This is a genomic window from Haloarchaeobius baliensis (assembly GCF_052060055.1).
In the GTDB taxonomy this organism is placed as follows: domain Archaea; phylum Halobacteriota; class Halobacteria; order Halobacteriales; family Natrialbaceae; genus Haloarchaeobius; species Haloarchaeobius baliensis.
In genome coordinates this window covers 236928-262130 of record NZ_JBPPFR010000003.1, presented here as the reverse complement: position 1 = coordinate 262130, position 25203 = coordinate 236928, and the positions used below count along the sequence as shown (strand labels likewise).

Genomic DNA, 25203 nt, shown 5'->3' with positions numbered 1-25203 from the left:
GCGGCTCAGGCGGTCTCGTTGTACTTCAGCACGACGATCGTCGAGGGGGAGCCCGAGTCACCGTCGCCGTCGGTGACCGTGGCGACGAAGTAGTTGAACCCACCCTCGGCGTCGCTGCTGGACGTGTTCGTGAGCGTCACCGGGACCGTCCCCTGGCCGCTGGAGTCGAGCGTGACGGTCTGGTAGTCGACGTTCTCCGCGGTGTTGGCCTCGAACTGCTCCAGCTCGTAGCCGGTGGCCTGGTCGAGCTGGAGCTGCCCCTCGACGTGGAGCAGTTGGACCGTCGCGCCGGCCGGCCCGCTCACCGTGATGGTCTGACTGGCGTTCGCGACCGTCGCGGCAGAGTGGCGCGGGTCGAGTGCGCCGGAATCGAGCGTGACGCCGGCGACGCCGATGGACGGGGCGGTCGGGACCGACGACGTCGCGGTCGCCGCCGAACCGCCCGAACTCCCGTCGCCGAACAGCGCCGTCGTCTGCGTGGAGCCGTCGGCGTACTCGACGGTGACCGTCGCCGCCGAAAGTTCGAGTCCCGAGACGGAGCCCGCCGAGCCGGTGCTGGACGCGTCCTTGATGCTCGTCGGGTCGATGTCGACCGAGAACGTGAACGTCTCGCCGGGGTCGAAGTCGTCGAACGTCGCCGTCAGCTCCTCGTAGCCGTCCTCGCTGTCGACGCCGTTGTGGGGACTCGCGAAGGAGCCACCGACCAGCCCGGTCGTGCTCGCGCCGCTGTCCGGGGTGAATCCCTTCGAGCCGGCGTCGCCCGCGGTCCCCTCAGGGTCGAACACGATGTCGGGGAACATCGACTCGCCGACGTCGTAGGTGACCGACTGGATGGCGGTGTCACCGGTGTTGGTTATCTCGAACGAGCCGGAGTTGTAGGTGCTCGCGTCGATGCCGCCGTTCTCGTTGACGAGAAACGCCGCGGCAGCCGAACCGGAGCCACCGGAGCCGTCGTCCGTGTCGACGACCTCGATAGCGTTGACCTGCGGGTTCTCGGCGGCACCCGTCTCGAACGTCACCGTGACGTTGCCGTCGCCGTTCGAATCGCTGGTCGTGAACGTCTTGAGCGTGCCGTTGGCGTGGCCCACGTCCGCGACCGGGTCGTACTGGGCTAGCACCTGCGACCCCTCGACGGAGACGTTGAACTGGCGCTGACCGACCGCGCTGGTGCCCGAGAACTGGTTGCCCATGTAGAGCCGGACCTCGACCGGGCCCCCGTCGGTCGAGAACGTCCACTCCATCGTGCCGTAGCGCTCGCAGTCGTAGACCGCGTCGGGCGTGCTCGCGGGCACCGCACTCGTCGGCGTGATGGTCGCGCCGCCGCAGTAGTTTCCGACGCCAGAACTCCCGACCGAGACGAGATACGGCGAACCGGTGCCGGTGACGCCGGTCCAGTCGGGGCCGCCGTCGGTCGCGGTGATGGTACTCCCGCCGGCGTTGACGCGGTGGGTCGCCGTGCCGGCGGTCGTGTCGGTGCCGGCGTCGACGGTCAGCTGGAAGCTCTCGGTCGTCTGTGCCTCGCCGTCGTCGGCCGTCACCGAGATCGTTGTGGTGCCGGTGTCTCCGGACTGCGGCGCGATGGTGAGCGTCCCGGTGCCGTCGCCGTCGTCGGTGAAGGTGACGAAGCCGGGCGTGCTCGCGGAGAGGGTCAGGTTGTCGCCGTCGGCGTCGCTGGCCGAGACGGGGACGGTGACCGTCTCGCCCCTGATGACGGTCTGGTCGTCGATGGTCGAGACGGTCGGCGCGGTGTTGCCACCGCCGCCGTCGCTCGCGTTCGTCACCGTGATGGCCGAGACCTTCGCGTTGTCGACGGCTGCGGGCATGTCGACGTCGAGCGTCCCGTCGCTGACAGTCACGGTGAACGTCTCCTGGGTCGCGTTCAGCGGCCCGACATCCGCGTAGATGTCGTAGTCTGAGAGCACCGTCTGCCCCTCGATGATTACGTCGAACACGCGGTCACCGGCTCCCCCGCCGGGGTTCCCGTCGGAGACGCCGTGGTAGATCTCCGCCAGATGCAACGTCACGTTGTACGTGCCGTTCGTGACGGGGAAGCTGTACGAGAGCGGGTCACCGTAGCGTTCGGTCTGGTAGAGCGTATCGTCGACGGTGTTGGCGATGGGTTCGCTCGTCGACGCGGTGCCAGCGGACTGATCGAAGTACGCGTCCGCGACGTACTCGGTGCCGTCGGCCGCGGTGTAGGCGTTGCCGCCAGTGTTCACCGCGTAGACGGGCTGGTCGGCACCCGCTCCGCCGTCGTCCTGCGCGTACTCCAACACGACGACGTTCGATCCCATCCCGGCACCGGCGGCGTCGGTGACGCTCGCCACGAAGTAGTTCAGGCCGCCGACGTCGGTCGAATTCGTCAGGGTAACCGGGACGTCGACGGTGCCGTCGGATCCGATTGTGGCCGAGTAGTACTCGACGACCTCGGCCTTGTTCGCCTCGAACTCCTCGATGTCGTAGCCGGGGGTGCCGTCGTAGTCGGGCACGTTGCTCAGTTCGAGCTCGCCCTCGACGCGGACCAGCGTCACCTCGGCACCGACCGGCCCGGACACCGTGATGGTCTGGCTGGCGTTCGCGACCGTCGCGGCAGAGTGGCGCGGGTCGAGCGCGCCGGTGTCGAGGCTGACGCCCTGTGCGTCGATGGTCGGGGCGGCCGGCACCGAGGAGTCGACGGTCGCCTCGGAGCCCCCGGCGCTGCCGTCGCCGATGGTCTGGGCGGTCTGCGTGGTGCCGTCGCCGTACGCGACCGTGAACGTCGAGCGCGCGAGTTCCAGCCCGGAGATTGGGCCGGCCTCCTGAGACGCGAGTGTCGCTCCCTTGATGCTCGTCGGGTCGTTGTCCGCCGAGAACGAGACCGTCTCACCGGGCTCGAAGTCCGTGAACTCGATGGTGAGTACGTCGTAGCCGTCGGAGCCGTTCACCCCGTTGTGGGGCTGGCTGAAAACGTCGCCGTCGGCCGTGCTGACCACGCCGACACCGTCGCCGGACTGGCCGTCGATGTTGAGTCCCTTCGCGGCCTGGTCGCCGGCGGTCCCGTTCGGATCGAACACCACGTCGGGCAGGCTGGCCGTCGAGAGGTCGAGCGTGACGCTCGTGATGTTCGACTCGCCGGTGTTCGTCACCTCGTACGAGCCGCCGCCGTACGTCGACGCCTCGATGCCGGAGTCGGGCGTGATGGTCAGCGTCGCCGAGCTGTTCACGGTGGGCGCCTCGGACACGGAGACGGTCTGCGTCGCGGTGTCGTTCGCGCCGTCGTCGTCGGTGACGGTCAGGCTCACCTGGTAGTCGCCGGCCGCGGTGAAGGTGTGGGTGGCCTGCGCACCGGTGGCGTCGGTGACCCCGTCGCCGTCCCAGTCCCACTCGTAGCTGGTGATGGAGCCGTCACCGTCGCTCGAGGCGGCGGCGTCGAACCCGACCGGGTCGCCCACCGTCGGCGCGCTGTCGTTCACGGTGAACGTCGCCGTCGGCGGCTGGTTCTCGACGGGTGCGCCGGTCGTGAACGTCTCGGTCCCGCCGTTCGCCCACTCGCCGTCCGAGTTCTGCACGTGGGCCCGGACGACGTACGTCGTGTCGTTCTGGAGGCCGCTGGCGTCGATGCTGAACACACCCGGTTCGGAGGGAACCTCGTTCGCGGTCCACTGCTTCGTGGAGTCCTCCTGGCCCTGGATCCAGTACTGGAAGTGCGCCTTCTCCAGCGAGTCGGCGCCGAAGCTGAACACCTCGGCGTTGAACGTCGCCGTCGTCTCGGTGACGTTCGTCGCCGGCAGCGTCTCGACCGAGAGCTCGCCCTCGGTACCGGTCGTGAACGTCTCCACGTCGCCGGCCTTCCAGACCCCGTCGCCGCTCTGGACGTACGCCTGCACGCTGTAGCTGGTGTTCGACTGGAGGTCGACCGTCGCGCTGTACGGGCCGGGTGCGGTCTGCGTGGAGCCGGTCCACCACGTCAGCGTCGAGCTTTGCTGGCCGGTGACCCAGTACTGGAAGTAGACCGTGGCGTTGTCGTGGTCGCCGAGCCCGGTCAGGTTCCCGTTGAGCGTCGCCGACGAGGAGCCGACGTTCGTCGCGGGGTCCGTCTCGACGCCGAACACCGCACCGTCCTGCGTGGTGAACGTCGTGACGGGGCCGGCCTTCCACTCGCCCTCGTCGCTCTGGGCGAACGCCCGGTACTCGTAGGTGGTGTTCGGGTCGACGCCGACCGTCGCGCTGAAGTTCCCGGTGGTCTCCTGCACGCTGCCGGTCCACCACGTCAGCGTCGAGTCCTTCGCGCCCTGCTCCCAGTAGGTGAAGTAGACGGTCGCGTTGTCGTTGTCACCGAGGTTGAGCAGTTCGCCGTTGAGCGTCGCGGACTCGACCCCGACGTCGGTCGCCGGATGCGTGGTCGCGCCGAAGAACTCGCCGGTCGGCGTCGTGAACGAGCTCACCTCGCCCGCGTCCCACTGGCCGTCGCCGCTCTGGGAGAGCGCCTGCCACTCGTAGGTGGTGCTCGGGCTGAGCGTGACGTCGAAGGTGAACTCGCCGGACTCGGTCGTCGGGCTGCCCGTGTACCAGTACGTCTCCTCGGGCTGGCCCTGCACCCAGAACCGGACGTAGGGCGTCGCTTCGCTCTTGTCGCCGAGCGAGAGCGTGCCGGAGAGGTCAGCGCCCTGGGTGGTGACGTTCGACGCGGTGCCGGTCTGGACGCCGTAGCCGCCCGTCGCGTCGGTCGTCAGGGTCTGCACGTCGCCGGCGATCCACTCGCCCTCGTCGCTCTGGGCGTACGCCTGGAACTCGTAGGTGGTGCCGGGTTCGAGCGCGACGGTCGCGCTGAACGGCCCGGGACTCGACTGCGGGCTGCCGGTCCACCACGTCAGCGTCGAGTCCTTCGCGCCCTGCTCCCAGTACTGGAAGTAGACGGTCGCGTTGTCGTTGTCGCCGAGGCCGGTGAGGTCGCCGTTGAGCGTCGCCGACGTGGCCCCGACGTTCGTCGCGGGGTCCGTCTCCACGCCGTAGGGCTGGTCGGTCGGAACCTCGGTGACGGTCATCGCCGAGAGCTTCGCGTTGTCGTACAGCGCCTCGAAGTCCACGTCGAGCTGACCGTCGGTGACCTCGACCGTGAACGTCTGCTGGGTGGCGTTGGCCGGGCCGACCGTCGCGAACAGGTCGAGGTTCGTGATGACCTGCTCGCCCTCGATGCTCGCGTTGAACACCCGGTCGTTCTCGTTCGTGCCGTCGTCGGGGCCCGAGGAGTCGACCGTGTCACCGGCTGCGACGCCCTGGTAGATCTCCGCGAACTGGAGCGTGACCTCGTAGGTGCCGTTCGGGAGCGGCACGTCGTAGCCGAACGGGTCGCCGTAGCGCTCGGTCTGGTAGAGGATGTCGTCCTCGGTGTTGCCGATCTCGACCGAGAAGTTGCTGTACGTGCTGCCGCTGACGAAGTTCGTATCGGCGACGTACTCGGTGCCGTCAGTCGCGGTGTAGGCCGAACCGCCCGAGTTCACGGCGAACACCACGTTCCCGGTGCCGGTGTCGGTGTCCTGCACCGTGACGTTCACCGTGTCGGTGTCGTTGGCCTGGCCATCGGAGACGCTGACCTCGAAGGTGAGCGTCGTCTCGCCGTCGACGTCCGGGGCGGTGAACGTCGGGTTCACCGCGTCGTACGACGAGAGGGCCACCGTCGGGCCGGCCGTCTGCGTCCACGTGTAGCCCAGCAGCGAGTCGTCACCGTCGGGGTCGGTCGAGCTGGAGGCGTCGAGCTGGACCGTCGTCCCCTCGTCGACCGTCTGGTCGGCGCCGGCGTCGGCGACCGGCGGCTGGTTCGCCGGCGGGTCGACGTACTCCGCGGTCAGGTCGGTCCACGTGGCGTCGAACGTCGAGCCCGCATTGAAGGAGGTCGCGATGAGACCCATCGCGAGCCCGTTCCCGTCGGAGGTGTTCAGCCACGCCTCGGGCACGGTCGTCTCGCCGACGAACGTCTGGGAGCCGCCGGTCGGCGTGTAGAACGCCCTGACGGTGCTGTTGTTCGGGTAGACCGTCATCGAGAGGTCCGTGTTGTTGCCCGGGCCCGTGACCGCCGGGTCGTCGGGCTGGGCGACGTTGGCGAAGCTCCCGTCGAACTCCTCGGCGAACTGCACGCCGCCCGTGCCGCCGTTGGCCGAGACGATGAGCTTGATGTAGTTGTCCTGGTCGCCGTTGCCGATGTAGAAGCCGAGCCCCTGGTAGTTCTCGGGGGTCTCGGGGTAGCCGTTGACGGTCGTCGACACCGTGAACGGCTGGTCGGGCGCGACGAAGCCGCGCTGGAACGCGAACTGCTGTGCGTTCTGGTTGTTGACCGCGTCGCCGCTGGGGACGTTCTCGACGGTGAGGACCTGTGCCGCGCCGCCGACGGTCATCTGTGACGTGTCGTAGAGGTCCTGGTAGTTCTGCCCGTTCGTCATCAGGCCGTCCCAGCCCTGGCTGTCGTCGGCGAACAGCGCCGTCTCGGAGAACTCCATCTGGACGGGGAGCGTCGTCGTGGTCCCGTTGGCCGCGTCGACGGCGAAGTGGTCCGTCGTGTCGGGTGCCCCGTCGTTGTCGTCGTCGGGGTCGTTGACGTTCGAGATGAAGTCGTCGTCGAAGTCAGGCGGGGTCGAGGCCGCCGAGCACGGGTCGGTGCCGGCGTCGATCTCGTCGGCGTTGTCGTAGCCGTCGCCGTCCTCGTCCAGGCTCGGGTCGTCCGCGCCGGTGCAGGTGTCGCCGCCACCCCCGTCACCGTAGTCGTCCGGTTCGAAGACCGTGATGCTGCCCCGGGCGGTCCAGACGGTGCCGGGGAACGGTCCCTCGTCTCCCTGCGTCGCGATGCCCAGCGCGCTGAGGTCGCTGAAGAAGTTGTCCTGCTGGTCGGTGACGCCGGTGCCGGTCGCGTTGAGCTGGACCCGGGTGACCGAGCTGGCGCCGACGACGACGAGCAGGTCGCCCTGCATCTGCCCGCCGAAGTTCGAGGCGGTGTACTCCGCCATGCCGCCGGTCCAGCCGAAGGTACCGCCGATGGAGTTGTCCTCGCTCGGGTCCTGGTAGTCGCACTCGACGGGGTCGACCTCGGACGCCGGAACCGGGCTGTTCGACGAGGTGATGTCGAGGACCACGTTGCCGTTCTCGTCGTAGATGTCGGCGCCGGTCGGGTTGCCCCGGATGGGCGCGGCGTGGCCGCCGTAGCTGCCCTCGGTGGCGAGGTGGAGCTGGTCGCCCGTGCCGTAGTCGCCAGCCTCGCTGGGCGCGTTCGTACAGGTTCCACCCGGCCCCTCGTTCACGGGCTGGCCGCCCCAGCCGCCGTTCGGCCCGTTGTCGATGACGTAGAGCTGGTCGTCCTCCGAGAGCGCGAGGTCGTAGGGGTTCCGGTAGCCCGAGGAGTACACCTGCACCGGCCCGTCCGCGACCCACATCGCCTGGTTCGTCCCGTTCGCACCACCGAAGGGCAGGTCGTCGCCCGGCGTCGAATCCTCGTTCTGGATGGTCGGGATGCCGTAGTAGAACGGCAGGTCGGGGTAGTCGGTGTCGTAGTTCTGGAGGTTGTTCACCGAGTAGTTCGCCTCGATCTGGTCGAGGTCGATGGAGAGCACGGCCGCAGAGAGCGCGTACTCGGGCGTGTGACCGAAGTTGTTGCTCGGTGCGCCCTTGTTCGTGTGGCCACCCTGAGCGACGTAGAGGGTGCCCTCGTCGTCGCTCAGGTCGAGGCCGTTCGTCGCGTGGTTCTCCTCGGAGCGCGGCAGTCCGAGCACCATCACCTCGTGGTCGACCGACGCGAGGCTCCCGTCGGTGTTCCAGTCGAACGTCAGCCGAGAGATGGCTCCCGAGTTCGTGTCGGTGTCGTCGTCGTCGGTGCCCACGTCGATGGTCGGGTCGCTGGAGGAGACGTAGACGACCGGCTGTGCTGCGGTCCCGCCGACGGTCAGGCCCGTGATCTGCCGTGTGGTCTCGCCGGGCACGTGGTTTCCGAGGTCGTCGTGGTTCGGGATGTCCTGCACGGCGTCGATGGCCTCCTGGGAGGTGACGCTGTAGGAGTTCTCTCCGTCACGGCTGACGTTCAGCGCGTACACCATCCCGTTCTGCTGGGCGACGTAGAGCCGCCCGTCGGGGCCGAACTCGAGTGCCGTGAGCTGTCCCTGCGAGAAGCCGCCGAGCTGGCTCTTGCCGAAGCCGACCTGCGCCGTGTTCGTCCCCTCGCCGGTGAGGTCGACGGTGACCGGCGAGTTGGTCCCCGTGTGACTGACCGCGAGCGCGGCCTCGTGGGGCTGGGCCTCGTCCGGGCTGTAGGTGACGTTCACCGTCGTCGATTCGCCGGGGGCGAGCGTCGTGCTCCCCGAGAAGTCGTGGGAGAACTGGCCGGCGTCGGTGCCCGTCACAGAGACGCCGTCGACGGTGATGTCGGGGTGCGAGGCGTTGCTCGCGTTGCCGAGGTTGGTGAGCGTCACCGACTGCGTCTCGGTGTCGTTCGTGAGGACCGTGCCGAAGTCGGTCGAACTCGGGGCGCCGAGCTCCCCCGGTGATGACTCGACCGAGACGATCTCGATGGCGTTGATCTGTGGGTTCTCGACGACGTGGGCGAAGTCGACGTCGATGGTCCCGTCGCTCGTGACGGTGAACGACTCCATCGCGCCGGTGTCGTCGCCGTAGATGTCGATGATGTCGAAGCTCTCGATGGTCTGGTCCTCGACGCTCACGTCGAACACGCGGTCCCCGGGCTCGCTCGTCCCCGAGTAGCCGTCGTAGAAGTAGAGCCGGACCTCGACCTGCTGACCCGCCGGCACGGGGAACTCGTACTGCATCTCCTCGCCACCGGCGGGGTCCCATCGCTCCGTCTCCCATATCTGAGACGGTGTCCCCGGTGGCACGGAGCTGTCGATGCTCGACGGCTGGCCGTGCGAGGACGTCGATCCACCCCCGGCGACCAGATAGTCTGTGAGCGGGCTCCACTGGGTTCCGTCGGACTCGGTGAACCCGCCGCCCGCGTTCGCCTGGTGGAGCACCTCTCCGACCGCCGCCACGGTCACGTCCGTGTTCGCTGATGTGGTGGCGTCGGTCGCTGTCGCGTCACCCGCACCCGGTATCGGGTCCTGGGCCGCGAAGGCACCGGTGGCCCCGGCCGCGACGACCGACGCCACCATGATGATCGAGAGTAGTACCGCGACTGTCGACTCCTTCCGAACGCTGAACGTCATACGTAGCGAGTCCAGGCTCAGGGGGTTTTGTAACCAGTAAGCTATCGGTCTTCTAATGAGAAACTCGATGTCCGTAACAGAACTCCTACCAACTGCTCGACGTCGTCACCTGTGAATAAGGGAGGATTACGCGTCGTCCGCTACCTGCTGCAGTCCTGCGTTCGACTCGGTAGCTCCTGTCTGCGAATGTATCGGTGAAGTATCAGCGGAGAATCTCCCGTGCCTGCCAGAACGCGACCGCCATCGTCAGGAGCAACAGTGCAAGCAACGGAATCGGGTGGAGTGCCGTGAATGCTTCCGGGGAGACGAGCAGGTATACGATGAGCGCTGCGGCGAGGATGCCGCTGACCAGGAAGGCGATGCCCCGGATTCGGTCGGTCGAACGTGTCCCCATACCGGCAAACACACGTGGGCACGTCGGAAATGCAGTTACAGCTTACCGGGGGCAGAGGACGTCTCTCACTCCCAGCCGAACTCCGTCGGAACCTCGCGGAACCGCTGCCCGTCGTACCGCAGCGCCGCCCAGCCCTGCCGTGTTGCACCGTCGACGTCGGCGTCGGAGTCACCGACCATCCCGAACGCGTCGGCGGTGAGTGCCGACTCGGCGGCCTCGAACGGAGCCGGCTCGGGCTTGTGTGCGCCGGCCTCGTAGGACGTGATTACGGCATCGAACAGGCTGTCGAGGTCGTTCGCCCGGAGCTTCTCGCGCTGCCACTCGGGCATCCCGTTCGTGAGGACACCGAGCTGGTAGCGGTCCGAGAGGGCGGCGAGGTCCTCGTGGGTGCCCTCCGGTACGCGGTTCGCCTCGGCCTCGAGTTCGAGGAGTTTCGTCGCGAGGGCATCCGGATCGTCGCTGACCGTGGCGAACGCGCTCCGACACGGCTCCGGCTCGCAGGCCGTGAACGCCTCGAAGAACGCCTCGTCGTACGTTTCCAGCCACTCGTCGCGGCACTCGCCCTCGACGGTCCGGAAGGTCTCGGCGAGGAGCTCGCCGTACCCCCGAGAGAGATGGAGGAGCGTGCCGTCCAGGTCGAAGAGTATGGCTCGCTGCACATCGTCTCCCTGCTCGGACGGTGACCATAAGCGGTCCGGCTTCGAGGCGGCCGGGTCGACGTGGATTCGTCAGCGAACCGGACTGCCTCGACCCCTCTTTCCCGCTGCTCGCGAACGGGAGACCGTACGATGCAACCGGATACGAACCTCGAAGACGGCTGTCATCCGGGGGAGTTCCCCGACGACCTCGAACGGGTGTCGCTCGACCACGGCGCGGTCGCCGGCGACGCGACCGCCGAGACCGCGGTGATCTGGACGAGAACCGACGGCCCGGCGGTCGTCCACCTGAGGTACTCACGCGCCGACTCGGCGGGTGATGGCGGCCGTGCCTCCCCCCGGGGGAGCGTCGAGGCGAACGACTGCACCGTCCGGTTCAGGCTCACCGACCTGCGGCCGGACACCGAGTACGAGTACCGCCTCTGGGCCGCCTCGGGCTTCGGCGCCGGCGCCATCACCGAGCCGCTAGGCGAGGCCACGACGGGTCGGTTCAGGACCGCACCGGCACCCGACGAGTCGAGTCCGGTCTCGCTCGTCTGGACGGGCGACACGTGGGGACAGGGGCGCAGCCCGCCGTACCAGATCCCGAAGCGGATGGCCGACCGCGACCCGGACTGCTTCCTCTACCTGGGCGACACCATCTACGCCGACCACGGGACGCCCGCGCTGCCCGACGGCGACCCGGAGACCGTCGATGATTACCGGGCAAAGTACCGGGAGGTGCGGGCGGAGGCACCGAACCTGCGTGACTTCTTATCCTCGACGGCGACCGTCGCCATCTGGGACGACCACGAGGTCGGCAACGACTGGGCCGGGACCGAGGAGCCACGGCTCCCGGAGGCACGGCAGGCGTTCCTCGAGTACTGGCCGGTCGACCGCCACGAGTCCGTCACCGGCGAGGACGGGGGACGGCTCTATCGCTCGTTCCGGTGGGGGTCCGAGCTCGAGCTGTTCGTCCTCGACTCGCGGCAGTACCGCGACGACAACGCCGAGACGGACGGCCCGGAGAAGACGATGCTCGGCGAGGAACAGCGCGAGTGGCTGCAGCGGGGGCTGGCCGAGAGCGACGCGACGTTCGCGCTGGTCGCCAGCAGCGTCTCGCTCTCGAGCCCGTCTAGCGCGGCCGGGGCACGGGACTCGTGGGCCGACGGCGACGCGGACACCGGGTTCGAGCACGAGCTGGCCGGGCTGCTCTCGCACATCCGCGAGGAGGTGGACAGCACGGTCGTCTGGCTGACCGGCGACAGGCACTTCGCCAGGGTCGCGTCGTTCGACATCGACGACGATGGCCGTCCGGAGCTGTACGAGGCGCTCGCGAGTCCGATGGGTGCCGCACCCCGGGCGCCAGGGGTTCCGGACCCGACGTTCGGGCCGAACGTCCACTACGAGGAGGGCGGGAAGTACGAGTACGGCGAGTTCTACAACTTCGGGGAGGCACGGGTCGAGGACGGGACGCTCACCATCTCCGTCTTCGACAAGGTCGGCGACCGCCGCTGCCGGGTGAGCATCGACGCGGCCGGCGACGGCTGGCCGACGGTCGAGGACACCCGGACCCTGTCCGGGCCCTCGTTCGTGGGGACGCTCCGTCGGTCGTTCGACGAGTTCTCGTCCCGCTGGCGCTGAGCGCGATGGTTCCGGGGCCGTCCTACTCCAGCGGTCGGCACGGCCGCCGGTGGAGCTCGGTCCGGCCGGCCGGCAGCCTGAACCGGGCCAGCGGCTCGCTGTCGGCGGCAGGACCGGGGACCTCCTTGTCGACGCTGTAGGCCGTGAAGGTGCAGTCCTCCGTCGTGAACTCGGCGACGGCGTAGCCCCAGTGGTGGCTGTCGAAGTACTCGAACTGGGGGTTCATCAGTGTCGCCAGGCCGGAGAGCAACGGTCGCGTCGCCCGCCCGAGCAGCCCTCCATCGATGCCGACTGCCTCTGCGAGATTGACGCTGGTGACGGCGGGCGTCATCAGCTCGACACCCGCCCGCGAGCCGTCGGGCAGCTGCTGGTAGCCCGCCAGGGCCGTGTGTAGATCGCCCGTCAGGGTCACCGCGTTCTCCGCCTCCCCGAGCGCCGCGAACACGCGGTCGCGCTCGTGGGCGTAGCCGGACCAGGTGTCCGGCTTCGCGGCGATGGAGACCGGACCGGTCCCCACCCGGAACGGCATCGAGAGCACCTCGTTCGCCCAGACGGTCCAGCGAGCATCGTCGGAGCGGAGCGTCTCGAGGAGCCACTCGAGCTGGGGCTCGCCGAGCATCGTCCGGTCGGGGTCGCCGGCGAAGAGCCTGCTCCCGACGTGGCCGGGATTCTGTGTCCGGTACAAGCGCTCGTCGGTGAGGGCGATGGTCGCGAGCTCGCCGAACTCGACGGAGCGCCAGAGCTGGAACGCGTCGTGCAGATGGTCGGCGTCGGCGTCGTAGTCGACCCGGGAGGGCGTGTACTCCCACCAGGCCTGGATTCCGTCCGCCGTGAGCTGCCGCATGAACGAGGGATCGTCGCCGCGCGGGTGGTCAGTCGCCGCCGGCGCGTCCGCCTCGTAGTCCCAGTACCGGTTGTTCGTGACGGCGTGGTCGTCCCACGTCCGGAGGAACGTGTGGCGCTCGTGGGCGGCCTGGAGCGACCGGTCACGGCGGTAGGTCCGGTAGAGCGCCCGGAAGTCCTCCAGGCTGGTGGCCACGTCCTTCCCGCTCGGCAGGGAGACATCGCGACCGGGATACTCGTCGGCGAACGGTGAGCGATAGCGGTCGTCGGCGGCGTCGTAGACGTAGTCGCCGAGGTGGAGCACGTAGTCGAGGTCCTCACCGGCCAGCTGGTCGAACGCGCCGAAGTAGCCGTTCTGGTGGTGCTGACAGCTCACCACGCCGAGCCGGAGACTCTCGGGGGAGTCGTCCGGCGCCGGGAGCGTGCGACAGCGACCGGTCCGGGAGGCGACACCGTCGTAGACGAACCGGTAGTGGTAGTGCCGGTCCGGGTCGAGCTCGCCGTCGAGGTCGATCCGCACGGTGTGGTCGTGCCGGCCGTCGAACTGCGCGCTCGGGAAGCGTCGCTGTGCGACCACGGTCTCCAGTTCCGGGTCCTCTGCGACGGCGAGGTACAGCGGCGTCCCCGCCTGGTACGCCGACGGCGCGACACGCGTCCAGAGGATGACGCCGGTGGGGGTCGGCCCGCCGCTGGCGACCGAGGCGGGGAAGACGCGGTCCGGGTCACCGTCGGGATCGACCTCGCAGGTGTCGTGGGGAAACTCGGCGAGGCAGTGGGTGCGCGGTCTGATGTCGACGTGTGGGAGCCGTGCTGTCCGCCCGTCACGGGCGCGACCGACGTCCGGGTTCGAGGAACGGGGCATCAGTCGACCGAGTCCGTCGACCGGCAAGAACAGGTGAAACCGGTCAGATTACCGGAGAATCCGGCCCAGGTCGGCATCGGTCAGCCCTCGGGCCCTCCCAAGAAGGATTGGGCACACTTTCTACACCTCGGGACGAACACCTGACACTGGAGATGGTCACCTACCCCCCGGACGAGGCCGCCGACGGGGTCCCGGTCGTCGAGACGGTGCCCGACACGAACGGGGGGCAGACGATACTCGTCGTCGGCGAGGCGTCGGACGCCGCGACCGTCGTCGCGAACCGTCTGCTGTTCACCCACGGTGGCCAGGGTCGGTTGCAGCTGCTGGTCTCGACACGAGCGCGGGAATCGGGTCAGACCCGCCACCCGGCGGTCGAGACCATCGATTACCGTCCCGAGCCGGCACCCGCCCAGGAACCGCGGACCGAGACCGAGGGAACCGACGTGGTCGACGGGCGACTCACGTCGCTCGGAACGACGGTCTCGAGGCGGATACTCGAGTTCAGGCGTCCGCTCGACGGGCAGGTCGACCTCCGGCTCTGTGTCGATTCGCTGACCGACCTGCTCGCCTCGCACGACCGCGAAACCGTGTTCCGGTTCGTCACCACGATGGCCGGGCAGATTCGGCGGGTCGGCGGGAGCGGTCAGTTCCACCTCCCGCTGCCGTGGGACGCCGACGAGGCCATCCGACTCGCCCCGCTGTTCGACGCCGTCATGGAGGTCAGAGCGGTCGACGGCCGGTACGAGTACCGGTGGCTCCTCGGAGGAGGCGCCGCCGAGTGGCGCGCTATCTGAGGGGAGGACCGAGGTGGCGAAGGGACGTTCGACTCTCTCGCGCCGCGACGTGGCCCTCAGTCGGAGGAGGACGGGGAGCCGCCCGAGAGGAGCCATGCGAGACTGATGATGACCAGCCCGACGATGACGGCGAGCAGGAGGAAGTCCCACGAGGGAGTTCCCCCGGAGCCGCCGGAGGTCGATGTCTGGAGTGCTGTGCGTGCGAACGTGGTCGGTCGGAGTAGGTGGGCGATACTCATTGGAACCCACTCGTGAGATGGCTCCGAGGGGGGAAGTACCGGTGAGAAGCGATAGTTCGGTATCATCGTTCGACCGCTTCGATGCTCCCCGGAGGACGCTTCGGGCGAGCAGTCGAGGGCGCCTCAGACCGGCGGATCGACGAACAGTGCCTGGCCGATGATCGTACCGACGACTGCTGACGCGTACACCGACGCGTTGTAGACGTTCACGTCGAGCATGAACAGACCGACCCCGACGAGGACGTACGTCACCGGGATGAGGAGGAGTATCAGGTCGGCGCGGTGCATACCGGAACGAGACTGGGGGCGAACTACTGTGTTCGACTCGTGGTAGGAAAGTGAGCGGTTCCCTGGCCGGGCGATCTGCCGGTCCGTCTCCCGGTTCGCGCCGTCAGGACTCCGTGATGGACTGCTGGAGCCCACACGTCGAGACGAGATGCCGCACCGTCTCGTCGAACATCTCGATCGCCCCGTCCGTCAGGTAGTAGGCGTTCGTCCGGCCGTCGACCACCACCTTGTCGATGCAGTCGCTCTCGGCGAGGTGGTTGAGGTTCTGGTAGAGCCGACCGTGGTTGATCGTCTCGCCGTAGAGCGACTCCATGGACTCCTTGATGGTCGTCCCCGTCGGGATCGTCGTCTCCTCGTCGAGCCGCCGGATGCAGGCCAGCAGGTCGCGCTGGAAGCCGGTCAGCTCGACCCACATCGTGTCCCCGTGTGGGCACCTGAGACGGTCCTCCGTACTGGGGCTCCCATCGGTCAGGGGCCGGGGCATCGATTCAGCGTGCTGTTCCTCCGTCTCGTCGGTCTCCGACGGGTCGTTGCGTTCAGCCGTATTGTCTGTCTCGTTGTTTGCCATTTGTGGTTGCTCGCTGCTGCGCTGGCGGTCGGGCCCCTCTCGAGACCGACCTGCCTCACTGCTGGTCTGTCGGGGTTCGGTCACAGGGCCCACGAGATGCCGTCACTGCCCATCGTGCTGCCGGCGGGGGAAGCCGTCAGCCCATCTCGAGGGCTGTTGGTCGTCACCGCTAGTCTGCCCATTCTGGACTGTCCAGAGTAACCTCGGCATAATAATGTAAAAGTTATCCACAGATATTTGAAATAAATAAAGCTGCGAGCCGACGCTCTTTCCACCGACCCTCGGTCCACGGGATGGGTAGTCGAGCGCATCCGGCTCAGAGCGGACAGCTCTCGTCCGCCTTCAGGAGGTCCCGGTAGCGGGACCGGATCGTGGCCTCACCGACCTCCGTGGCCTCGGAGACGGTCTCCTGCGTGAGTCGATCGGCGTCGTCGACGACGAGTGCCGCCGCGTAGACCGCGGCTGCGGCGAGGCTCACCGGGCTCTTGCCGACGGTCACGTTGTCGGCCCGGGCCGCGTCGAGGAGTTCACGGGCCCGGTACTCGACAGCACTCTCCAGGTCGAGCTCCGAGACGAACCGGACGAGGTAGTGCTCGGGGTCTGCGGGTTCGACCCCGAGCCCCAGCTCCCGGAGCAGGTACCGGTAGGTCTGGACGACCTCGCGCCGGTCGACGCGGCTCACGGTCGCCGTCTCCTTCAGGCTCCGGGGCAACGCCGACTGCCGGGCGGCCGCGTACAGGGCCGCCGTCGAGACGCCCTCGATGGACCTGCCGGGGAGCAGATCTTCCCTCGAGGCCCGTCGATAGATGATGGACGCCGTCTCCCGGACGTCATCGGGCAGGCCGAGCGAGCTGGCCATCCGGTCGATCTCCCCGAGCGCGTGCTTGAGCCCACGCTCCTTCGAGTCGCGGGTCTTGAACCGGCTGTTCCACGTGCGGAGGCGACGCATCCGCTCTCGCTGCTGGGCGTCGAGTGCGTTGCCCTTCGCGTCGCGGTTCCGCCAGTCGATGGTCGTCGAGAGGCCGTCGTCGTGCTGGGTCTTGGTGACCGGGGGGCCGACGCGCGAGGGCTGGGAACGGTCCGTGGCGTCCGCATTGCGCCACTCCGGCCCCTCGTCAATCCTGTCCTCGGCGACGACCAGCCCACACTCCGAACAGCTCCGTTCCCCCCGTTGTGGGTCGCTCACGAGCGGTCCGCTGCACTCCGGGCACTGGTTCGCCGTGGCGTCCGTACGATCCGTCTGCGTTCGTGGCTTGGTCTGATGGAAACTCATGGGTCGTGGGCAGTCGTCTGGTGACCGGCCGACGTGTGTCGGCCCTGTCCGAAGCTCGGGTGACTGCGGACCGTCGGCGCTTCAGGTGTCGTCCAGCTCCGCCGTCCGTTCGGGGGTCTCGGTCTCGTCTGGGGTTCCGTGGTCGTCGTCGACCAGGGGTTCGTCTGCGGCGGTCGTGCAGCCGTCACAGCCGGCCGGCCGGTCGCGCTTCTCGACCTCGACGGTGGTGGAGTTCGCGGCGTTGGAGGCGGCGGCCCCTGCCTCGGGACCGACGGCAGCTGTGCCGACCTCGCTGGCGGCGGCCGCACCCTCGGCACCGACGGTGACGACGCCGATGTCCGATGCCGCGGACGCACCGTGCTCGCTGACGACGACGCTCACCGAGCTGGTCTCGGAGTGGCCGTTGCTCGTCGCGGAGGTGGTCGCGCTACTCGCTGCGGGGCCGTTGCCCTGTTCGGCCTCGGCCTTGGCCGTCGAGGTGGTGTCGGCCGACCGGGGGTCTGCGTCGGCTGCGGTGGGCTTCTCGTCTCGCGGGTCGGTGTCGGGGGTTGGTTTCTTGAGCGCCATGGTCAGATGTCGATGAGTATCTCGTTCTTGCAGTGCGGGCACGTGAGGCCGCTCTCGCAGGCGGTCTGGTAGTGTGCCACCAGCCGCGTGAGCAGGTCCTCACGTGTCGTGCCGAGCGACTCCGCCTGGCCGTCGAGGAACTGGAGCGTCTGTGGGTCCAGCGCCGTATCGGCGACCGGTTCTGTGTCGGGCATCACCGTCGCTTAGTTGCCATAGGCAATAAGTAACGGATATATTAAATCCAGCTATCCATTCGGGCTCGGTGACACGTTCCCGGAGCGACGGACCGAGGGCCGTTCGTCCCCGTGAGGGGTCGGGGTCACTTCTACCGGGGAGTACTGCCATCGGGCTGGAACGTCTGGGAGACGCAACCGAGAGAAGGCACAGGGGTCCGGTATGGACCTCTCTCCGGAGGTCGCCGGCGCGATCGTCGGCGGCGCGATCGGTATCGCGAGTGCAGGACTGACAGCGGGCGTGAACTACGTCACCACGAGACGACGGCTCCGGTCGAAGAACCAGCGTCGGCTCGCGGAGTTCTACCTCGACAAGAAGGTGGACGCGCTGTCGACGGTCCACACTGAGCTCACCGAGTGCTACAGCACCCTCGGCTCCGCGCTCGAGAACCCGACGGGCTACAGCTGGGAGCGCGTCCGCACCGAGATCCACGCCGAGATCGACGCGCTCGAACAGGCCATCGTCGTCAGCGACATCTACCTGACGTCCGAGCAGGAGACGGCGCTGCGCGAGACGGTCGAGGAGTACCGCTCAGTCGCTGACAAGGTGGCTATCCTCGAGAACGGCCGGCAGGACATGATAGACGACCTGTTCAACGCGACAGAGCGAGCCGGGGGAACGCTGGCGGAGGAGATCAACCGGCCCATCCGCCGACTCGAACTGGCAGGCAGCGAGGACGACGAGGACGAAGCGACCGAGGGCGACAGCGACCGGCGGAAGGTCCCCACCTCGGCGGGCGACTCCGGCTGGGCGGCGCTCGCCGCACAGCGCCAGCGCATCCGGGACGTTCTCGAGATCACCGAAGACGGGCGGACCGAGTTCCTGGTCGACGACCTCGACCCGATGGCCCGGGCGTTCTTCACGGTGCTCGGTCGCCGGTACGCCTACGAACGGGACCTCGCGGGCTCCCCCACCGTCGACGAGTCCGAGCTGCGGACCCTCTTCGAGGACACCGACCGGAGCTTCGAGTCGTTCACGGACGAGGCGGGAGACCACCTCCTGAGCGACGACAGCGAGTACTACGTCGAAGCGGAGAACATCGAGGCAGGTATCGACTGGGCAGCGGAGTACGTCGGCGACGACCTCCTCGCTGCAGACGAGCGCTGAGCGGTGCCGCCGTGGCAGCCGGTGGTACCGAACCGCACTGGCCACCGGGGGCGACACCACGGTCGGAACAGGAACGGTCGACCGACGCGGTCCGCCGGTTGGGATCCCTCGTCCGCCGACTGAGTCACTCAGTCGTCTCTGCTCTTCGCCTCGACCTCGGTCGAGTTCGCGGCGTTGCTCGCCGCCGTTCCGCCACCGGGACCGACGGCGACGACGCCCACCTCGCTGGCGGCCGCCGCGCCGTCCGGGCCCACCGAGACCACGCCGATGTCCGAGGCCGCCGCCGCGCCGTTCTCGCCGACGACGACGGAGACGGAGCTCGCGGCCGAGTCACCGTCGCTCGTCGCGGAGGTGCTGGCACTGCTGGCTGCGGGTCCCTCGCCCTGCTGGGCCTCAGCCCGGGCGGTCGACGTCGTCTCGGGCCCCGTGGGCGGGAGCGTCTTCGTCATCCCGCCACTACCGGGCTGTCTCTCGACCGTCACGACCCGTGGTTCAGCGCTGCCCGAGCGACCGTCGTCCCCGGACTCGCTGTCGCCCGAGGCGCGTGCTCCGTCGTCGCCGCCCGGCTGAGCGGAGCCATCGTCGGTGGAGTCGCCCGACTCGTCGTCGGCCGACCCCGCACTCTCGTCGTTCCACTTCGTGCTGGGATCGCACGTCCGCTGTGACCCGTCGTCGGCGTTCGTCGTCGAACTCGACCCATCCTCGGTGTCGGCGGTCGCGTCCGTCTTCACGTCCTCGGAGCTCGTGTCGGCCCCGGTCTCGCCCGTCGAATCCTCGGTCGTGGTCGCGTTCGCGGTCGACGACGCCGTGGGCGACCCGTCGGTGCCATCTGTCGGCTGGTCGCCGTCCGTCGCGGACTCCGTCGAGTCGGTGGGTTCGTCGTCGCCGGTACTGAACAGGTCGAACGGGAAGGTATCGGTGAGTTTCATCTGGGGGTCCTCCGTCGGCGTGGCGCGGGTCGCGCGGACGACGGTCCGTCCCCTCGGGATGTCGAAGTGGCTTGGCCCCTCCGGGGTCGGGTTGTCGTCCAGCGGGACATCACCTGACAGACGCGACCCGTCGTGAAAGACGGCCGAGACTCTCCAGTTCGCTACCAGAACTGCCCGGAGCGAGACGCATCTGCAGTGTAGACAGTTTCGTCGGTACTTCTCTTCGACCGTCGAAGGACCGCGTATGTCCGACAGCACGGAGCTCGTCTCGTTGCGCGAGGAGGTCGACGGAGCGGTCTGGGTCATCGTCGCCGACCCCGACCGCCCGAACGCCTGGCTGGGGATGACCCAGACAACGACGGCGTCGCTCCCCAACTGGCGCTGAGAGGCTCGAATTCGCCCGACGGTCCGTCCAGCGACCCGTACGGTGTATCCGCTCCCGTGTTCGTGCCCCGAGCGGTGTTCGCCGGTGACGTGGACGAACGTGGAGCCGTGAAGGTGAGCCATCACGGCTCTGTGACCGGGCACTCGGCGGTACCCGGCGCGCCGGAGCTTGCGCTGTCTCAGTCCGCGTCGCGGAACGGCCCGACCAGGTCGGCGACCATGTTGTTCCACGAGACCAGGTACGCGAGACCGGCGGCAGTACAGGGACTGGCCGTGTTGAAGTGGCCCAGGAGGTAGTAGACGAGCTCCGTCTCCGTCGAGGTGACGACGAGGTCGTCGCTGTACTCCCCCTGGAGGTTCTTCGTCGCGTCGGAGGCGAGCTGGTCGTCGTTCGTGTCGAAGACGACGACGATCTGTGTCTCGTCCGGGACGGACTCGTCCTCCAGGTACGACCGTATCGCGTCCGAGTCGTCGGCCAGCAGCGCGCTGTAGTGGACGACCCACACCCCGTACTGGATGAGCGTGTCGTAGTCGGGCAGTTCGTCGACCGTGTGGTACTGCTCCTCGATGATGAGGTGGTCGCAGACGTTGTTGGACCGGATCTCGTCGAAGAGCGCCGTGAACTCGCGGCCGAAGCACGTCTTCTCCTGGGACACCACGAGAACGGTCGTCTCGTGGGGGAGCGCTTCGTGGGGGGTGTCGTATCTATCGATCATGGTATCTGCAGTGGGTATCGTGGTTCAGGCATCGCTGATGCGTTCGAACCGGTCGACGAGGGCCTGCAGGGACCGATGTTTGGCCTGCAGACGTTCGTTCCGGGTGTCACCGCGGACGATGGCCTCCTGCGAGAGGAGACTCTGTTGCTCGAAGTCGTCCACCCAGTCCTCGAAGTCGGCTCTGAGTTCGCGCCCCTCGCGGGTGGCGGCGTACTCGAGGAGCGCGGACACCTCGTCGGTGCGGCGCCGGAACTCCTCGTACCGCTCGCGCTTGCGTCGCGAGCCGTCCGGCTCCTCCCACCAGTCAAGTGTCCTGACCCACCCACGCGTCGACTGCCGTATCTCCCGCTTCGACGGGTAGTCCTCCAGGTCGAACAGCGCGTAGAACTCCACGATGAGCAACGCCGCGAGGGTCGTCGTCACCAGCAGGACCAGTGCGACGTCGCCCGTGCTCACGCCGTGTGAGAGCTCGGGCGGGACTCCGGTGAGTGTCACCACCGGGAGGACCAGGACGCCGGCCATACCGAGGTAGCCGAACACGGAGAGCCCGACGTGGAAGGGATGCCTGAACGACGGCGCGAACGTCAGCCGCCCCATGCGTCGGGCGAAGGACGTGAGGACGAGCAGCGCGAACAGCGAGATGGCCAGGTAGAGCTCGACCACCTCCGAGGAGCCCAGCCCGCGCTGGACGGATGGGTGGACGCTCCGGAGGATCTGCACCTCGAAGAAGAGGATGACGATCTGGAGCAGCCAGACCCGGAACAGCAACCAGGACTTCCGACCGAAGGTGAGGTACTCGATCGGTCGTGCGGTGTCGAACGGCAGTGGGAAGCGTGGGTGCAAGACTTGTGGGGGCGAGCGGTGGGGTCTCGGTGATGCTGTTCGTGTCCCGGCCGGTGGAGGACGACGGCCGGTGGCTCGTACCGATTCGTAGACCGAGGGTGGTAATGACAGCCCGAGAAGTGAAGCGAATGTAGACGGTTAGCGGCCATCTCTCCCGCACCGTCGGCGCAGATGTGTTCGGGAGATGGAGCGTGTCGCGGGTTCTTCGGGGCGAATCGGGACCTCTCGACATGGACAGCACGACCGTCGAGACGGTGCCGGAGTCACCGTATCCAGTTCCCGGTCAGGTGGTCCAGGAGCGACCGGTAGAAGCCACGCTCGGTCCGCCGTCGGATGGCCCGCTTCAGTCCGCTGGCGGTCCGACCGATGTCGCGACGCCGTTCGACCACCGGCCTGAGACCGTCGGTAGACTGTCGGCCCGATGCCAGCAACGCCTCGGCGAGGTCGTCGACCCAGCCGTCGTCCCACTGGTGGTAGAACACCTCGTACCCCCAGTTGAACTCCTTCGAGACGCTCGTCAGGGCCGCCGCGGTGTCGAACTGGCCGGCGCGGACCTGCGCAGGGCTCATGTCGGTGACCTCCAGCCAGAGGTAGTCGAGGTCCGTCGGTTCGACGGCGAACGCCCGGTCCGCGAGCCGCTCGCTCGTCGCGAGCAGGAGGAGGTTCCGGCGGAGCCAGGTGTGGACGTCCACCCGTCGACCCGAGGGCAGTTCAGCGACGGTGCTCCCGTCCTCGCAGATCGACGAAGGAAGGGCGTCGGCGAACGCGGCGAGGTCGGTCTCGTGTTCGACCCCGGAGAGCTCGTTCACGTCGCTCGCGTAGGAGTCGAGCGCCTCGGCCAGCTCGGAGTCCACCCGGTGGGTCTTGTAGTAGTCGACCCCGGCCCAGAGGGAGGCGTACCCACGGTCGTCGGACGGTATCTCGCCGGAGATCGCGTCGGTGAGTTCCCCGTAGAGCGGCTGGTACACCTTCCGTCGGAGCCAGCGCCGCTTCTCGCGGTGCTCGGCGAGGGTGGCGGTGGTGAACGCCATCGTGACGCCGGCGACCGCGCTGAGGCTCGCCCCGAACAGCTGGTCCCAGACCATACCGGATGGAGCGAGGAACGGGTGAAGTACCCGCGAGACGTGTTACGGAAGTTACGTGCGTCGGGCGGCGAGCGACGGGCGGCGGTCGGACCAGCACCGACGACCGAGACAGCCGGAGGGACCTACTCGTGAGTCGTCTCCGGAGCCTGGTCGTGGACATCTCCGCCGGCCTCGACGGCGATGGGGAGATGAGCGCGGTCGAGGCGGTGGTGCTGTGTCTCATCGTGGCCAACACGCTCGCCGTCGTCCTGGAGTCGGTCGACAGCGTCGCTGGGACGTACGGACCCCTGCTCGACGCCGTCGAGTACGTCGCCGTCGCCCTGTTCACGGTCGAGTTCGCGGTCAGGGTCGCCGGCAGGATGCTCGAGATCGACGACCGCGCCAGCCTGCGCGACCCCTACCTGCTCGTGGACCTGCTCGCCATCGTGCCGTTCTACGTCGGCCTGGCCGTCGGAATCGGCGGCCTGCACGCGTCCAGTTTCGGTCGGGTCCTCAGGTTCCTCAAGCTCGTCCGGTACGTCGACGGTGTGGACCTCCTCGTACAGGTGGTCCGGCGCAAGCGGAGCGACCTCGCCGTCTCGGGGCTGGCGACCGGCGTCCTCTGGGTGCTCGCAGCGAGTGCGATGTACTTCGCCGAGCACGACGCCCAGCCGGAGACGTTCTCGAGCATCCCGGCGACGCTCTGGTGGGCCGGCGTCACCATCACCACCGTCGGCTACGGCGACGTCTACCCGGTCACACCGCTCGGCCGGCTGGTCGGCGTCGTGGTCTCCTTCCTCGGGGTGGGGGTCGCCGCCGTCCCGTCGAGCATCCTCGTCTCCGGCATCCTCGAGGCGAGCAGCCCCGACGAGCCACGCTGTCCCGACTGCGAGCGCCGGGTCGACGAGTGAGGTGCCGGGTCAGGGAGTGGAACCGACCCGCCCGGCCATCCCCTGAATCGAAAGAACGACAGGTTCGGGGCGCATCGTCGACGGCGTGTCCTCCTACCGACTTCGCCTCACTCCTGAGCGGTCGACGGAGACGTTCTGGCGGACCTTCGACGTGGGCGGCGAGCGGTCGCTGTTCGAGTTCCAGGAGGCCATCGTCGCTGCGCTCGAGTTCGACGGGGATCGGCGGTGGTTCTTCGGGACCGACCGCGACTACTGGGCGAGCCCGGTGAAGTACCAGTCGCCCGGGGAGTTCGAGTCGTTCGAGAGCGGCGGCTCCATGCGCTGGGACGAGGACGTCGTCGACGCACGGGACATGACGATCGAGTCGCTCGGGCTCGACCGCTGGGGACAGCTCTGTTTCCTGTTCGACTACGTGGAGGAGTGGCGGTTCTACGCCACCATCGAGCGGATCCACGAGTCGGGCAGCGACCGACACCCGCCGGAGCTGGTCGAGCAGTGCGGTGACCCCGTGGCGGTGCTCCCGAGACAGTACGCGCCGAGACGTGAGGGCTGACGACCCGGGACCGTCCATCGAGCTGGACACTCTGGGGACGTTTATCCGTGTGTCACCTCGCACCGGACGCTATGGCAGAGACCACCGACGTGCAGACGGCGCTCCAGCAGGTCGAACGCCTCTCGGAGGCCGTCGACGAGAACGCAGCGGAGGGCGAGGAGGTAGACGAACTCCAGCAGTTCCTCGCGGACGTACAGACCGCACTCGCCGTCGCCGAGACGGAGTGACAGGCTGCAGGTCGTCCCACACCTCCTTCCAGAACGGTTCCACCGGTAGCGGCGGCGTCACGCAGACCGACCATCGTGCTACAATCGTGGACAGTCTCGCCGAGGTTTATCACCCGGTCTCCTCCGTACGGATGTGATCGACATGATCACGTCCATGGCAGCGTCGCTCGGCGGTACCGCACTCCAATCGAGCGGTGGCATCAGTCCCACCCTCCTCATCGGCATCGTGGTCGTCGCCATCGTCGTGGTGGCGATCACCTGGGTCCTGTCGAACAGCGGCAAGGGCGGCGGCGGCGCGGACTGAACCGCCCAGCCGCACGGACCACACCTCCGCTGGCAGACCCCCTTTTTTCGACGCGTCGAACCATCGATGACGGCCCAGAACGGTCGAACCGCGCGAAGATGGTCACCCGGCCTCGCTGATGTCGAACCATCGGAGCGAGGGCCAGAGAACAGCAGCAGTGGAGAACTGTCGCAGCTGCTCGACCGGGCGGCGGCTGGTCACCCAGACGGCTGCACGGCCCCACCAGCGACCAGTCCGGCGGCGAACACGACGGCGAACCCCGTCAGGGCACCGACGGCGAAGTACCAGGCGTCCCTGACGTAGGCCCGCAGCAGCGCGGGACGCTCCGGTGGTCTGCTGGGTTCGCGGTCGGTGCGTTGCATCCGTCGGCGGATCAGCGAGACCGTCGCCAGCGCAAGGAGGTAATCGCCGGCGAGCAGCGCGAGCGCGACCGACGCGCCGGGCCAGATACCGAGCTCGAACAGGTGCGCCTCGCGGTGGGTGAGGCGTCCGAAGCGTGGGCGGTCGACGCCGAGGCCGTCGGTGTCGCCCGTCATCCGCCACCGTCCTCCGTCGTGGCGGGACCGGCATCGACAGTCAGGTCTCTGGAAGTGTGGGTTCGCGGTGCCATACCCGACCGAGACCCGTCGCCGTGAAGAACCGCCGAAA

23 protein-coding genes are annotated in these 25203 nt (G+C 68.2%); 8 read left to right on the top strand and 15 right to left on the bottom strand.

Features of this window, described 5'->3' with window-relative positions; all coding sequences use genetic code 11:
- Positions 1–5 precede the first annotated feature (5 nt).
- The 3 genes from ACSG06_RS18015 to ACSG06_RS18005 form a co-directional block, all read right to left on the bottom strand.
- Positions 6–9176, bottom strand: a complete 9171-nt coding sequence (locus ACSG06_RS18015; RefSeq protein ID WP_440991677.1) for a malectin domain-containing carbohydrate-binding protein — start codon at positions 9174–9176, stop codon at positions 6–8.
- Positions 9177–9378: 202 nt separating this feature from the next.
- The gene (locus ACSG06_RS18010) at positions 9379–9570 is read right to left on the bottom strand and encodes a hypothetical protein (protein ID WP_440991676.1); all 192 of its coding nucleotides are present in this window, start codon (positions 9568–9570) and stop codon (positions 9379–9381) included.
- 65 nt (positions 9571–9635) lie between these two features.
- Positions 9636–10229: an HAD family hydrolase gene (locus ACSG06_RS18005; RefSeq protein WP_440991675.1), complete on the bottom strand. Its 594-nt coding sequence runs from the start codon at positions 10227–10229 to the stop codon at positions 9636–9638.
- 129 nt (positions 10230–10358) lie between these two features.
- Here ACSG06_RS18005 and ACSG06_RS18000 point away from each other — a divergent pair, with 129 nt between their 5' ends.
- Positions 10359–11849 (top strand): alkaline phosphatase D family protein, encoded by a 1491-nt coding sequence (locus tag ACSG06_RS18000; RefSeq protein WP_440991674.1) that lies wholly within the window; start codon positions 10359–10361, stop codon positions 11847–11849.
- 22 nt (positions 11850–11871) lie between these two features.
- Here the strand turns inward: ACSG06_RS18000 and ACSG06_RS17995 are convergent, their stop codons facing one another.
- Positions 11872–13554 carry an alkaline phosphatase D family protein gene (locus tag ACSG06_RS17995; RefSeq protein ID WP_440991673.1) on the bottom strand — a complete coding sequence of 561 codons (1683 nt, stop codon included), beginning with the start codon at positions 13552–13554 and terminating at the stop codon, positions 11872–11874.
- Positions 13555–13706: 152 nt separating this feature from the next.
- On the opposite strand from ACSG06_RS17995, the gene ACSG06_RS17990 reads away from it, so the two are divergent.
- Entirely contained in the window at positions 13707–14348 is a 642-nt protein-coding gene (locus ACSG06_RS17990; RefSeq protein ID WP_440991672.1) for a DUF7504 family protein, read from the top strand.
- Between the two features lie 56 nt (positions 14349–14404).
- On the opposite strand, the gene ACSG06_RS17985 is transcribed toward ACSG06_RS17990, so the two are convergent.
- The 6 genes from ACSG06_RS17985 to ACSG06_RS17960 all read right to left on the bottom strand — a co-directional run bounded on the left by ACSG06_RS17985 (position 14405) and on the right by ACSG06_RS17960 (position 17477).
- Positions 14405–14587: a hypothetical protein gene (locus ACSG06_RS17985; protein ID WP_440991671.1), complete on the bottom strand. Its 183-nt coding sequence runs from the start codon at positions 14585–14587 to the stop codon at positions 14405–14407.
- 123 nt (positions 14588–14710) lie between these two features.
- Positions 14711–14875 carry a DUF8015 family protein gene (locus tag ACSG06_RS17980; protein WP_440991670.1) on the bottom strand — a complete coding sequence of 55 codons (165 nt, stop codon included), beginning with the start codon at positions 14873–14875 and terminating at the stop codon, positions 14711–14713.
- A 103-nt stretch (positions 14876–14978) separates the two neighbouring features.
- Complete coding sequence (locus ACSG06_RS17975) at positions 14979–15443, bottom strand: PadR family transcriptional regulator (RefSeq protein ID WP_440991669.1); 465 nt, start codon at positions 15441–15443, stop codon at positions 14979–14981.
- A gap of 316 nt (positions 15444–15759) precedes the next feature.
- Positions 15760–16716, bottom strand: coding sequence for a transcription initiation factor IIB (locus ACSG06_RS17970; RefSeq protein ID WP_440991668.1), 957 nt, complete (start codon positions 16714–16716; stop codon positions 15760–15762).
- A gap of 81 nt (positions 16717–16797) precedes the next feature.
- Positions 16798–17283, bottom strand: a complete 486-nt coding sequence (locus tag ACSG06_RS17965) for a hypothetical protein (RefSeq protein ID WP_440991667.1) — start codon at positions 17281–17283, stop codon at positions 16798–16800.
- A 2-nt stretch (positions 17284–17285) separates the two neighbouring features.
- Positions 17286–17477 carry a hypothetical protein gene (locus ACSG06_RS17960; RefSeq protein ID WP_440991666.1) on the bottom strand — a complete coding sequence of 64 codons (192 nt, stop codon included), beginning with the start codon at positions 17475–17477 and terminating at the stop codon, positions 17286–17288.
- A gap of 202 nt (positions 17478–17679) precedes the next feature.
- Here ACSG06_RS17960 and ACSG06_RS17955 point away from each other — a divergent pair, with 202 nt between their 5' ends.
- On the top strand, positions 17680–18624 hold the full coding sequence (locus ACSG06_RS17955; protein ID WP_440991665.1) for a hypothetical protein: 945 nt from the start codon (positions 17680–17682) through the stop codon (positions 18622–18624).
- A 128-nt stretch (positions 18625–18752) separates the two neighbouring features.
- On the opposite strand, the gene ACSG06_RS17950 is transcribed toward ACSG06_RS17955, so the two are convergent.
- Positions 18753–19553 carry a hypothetical protein gene (locus tag ACSG06_RS17950; protein ID WP_440991664.1) on the bottom strand — a complete coding sequence of 267 codons (801 nt, stop codon included), beginning with the start codon at positions 19551–19553 and terminating at the stop codon, positions 18753–18755.
- 244 nt (positions 19554–19797) lie between these two features.
- Here ACSG06_RS17950 and ACSG06_RS17945 point away from each other — a divergent pair, with 244 nt between their 5' ends.
- Positions 19798–19938: a DUF7556 family protein gene (locus tag ACSG06_RS17945; protein WP_440991663.1), complete on the top strand. Its 141-nt coding sequence runs from the start codon at positions 19798–19800 to the stop codon at positions 19936–19938.
- Between the two features lie 178 nt (positions 19939–20116).
- On the opposite strand, the gene ACSG06_RS17940 is transcribed toward ACSG06_RS17945, so the two are convergent.
- From ACSG06_RS17940 to ACSG06_RS17930, 3 genes are all read right to left on the bottom strand, one after another.
- Entirely contained in the window at positions 20117–20653 is a 537-nt protein-coding gene (locus ACSG06_RS17940) for a hypothetical protein (protein WP_440991662.1), read from the bottom strand.
- A 24-nt stretch (positions 20654–20677) separates the two neighbouring features.
- Positions 20678–21496: a hypothetical protein gene (locus ACSG06_RS17935; RefSeq protein WP_440991661.1), complete on the bottom strand. Its 819-nt coding sequence runs from the start codon at positions 21494–21496 to the stop codon at positions 20678–20680.
- Positions 21497–21759: 263 nt separating this feature from the next.
- Positions 21760–22581 (bottom strand): hypothetical protein, encoded by an 822-nt coding sequence (locus tag ACSG06_RS17930; protein ID WP_440991660.1) that lies wholly within the window; start codon positions 22579–22581, stop codon positions 21760–21762.
- A gap of 128 nt (positions 22582–22709) precedes the next feature.
- Between ACSG06_RS17930 and ACSG06_RS17925 the strand changes: the two genes are divergently transcribed.
- From ACSG06_RS17925 to ACSG06_RS17910, 4 genes are all read left to right on the top strand, one after another.
- A complete protein-coding gene (locus ACSG06_RS17925; protein WP_440991659.1) occupies positions 22710–23471 on the top strand; it encodes an ion transporter in 762 nt (253 codons plus the stop codon).
- An 85-nt stretch (positions 23472–23556) separates the two neighbouring features.
- Positions 23557–24024: an IS1096 element passenger TnpR family protein gene (locus ACSG06_RS17920; protein WP_440991658.1), complete on the top strand. Its 468-nt coding sequence runs from the start codon at positions 23557–23559 to the stop codon at positions 24022–24024.
- A 71-nt stretch (positions 24025–24095) separates the two neighbouring features.
- Positions 24096–24251 (top strand): hypothetical protein, encoded by a 156-nt coding sequence (locus ACSG06_RS17915; protein WP_440991657.1) that lies wholly within the window; start codon positions 24096–24098, stop codon positions 24249–24251.
- A gap of 133 nt (positions 24252–24384) precedes the next feature.
- Positions 24385–24555, top strand: a complete 171-nt coding sequence (locus ACSG06_RS17910; protein ID WP_440991656.1) for a hypothetical protein — start codon at positions 24385–24387, stop codon at positions 24553–24555.
- A gap of 197 nt (positions 24556–24752) precedes the next feature.
- Here the strand turns inward: ACSG06_RS17910 and ACSG06_RS17905 are convergent, their stop codons facing one another.
- Positions 24753–25091, bottom strand: coding sequence for a hypothetical protein (locus tag ACSG06_RS17905; RefSeq protein WP_440991655.1), 339 nt, complete (start codon positions 25089–25091; stop codon positions 24753–24755).
- Positions 25092–25203 lie beyond the last annotated feature (112 nt).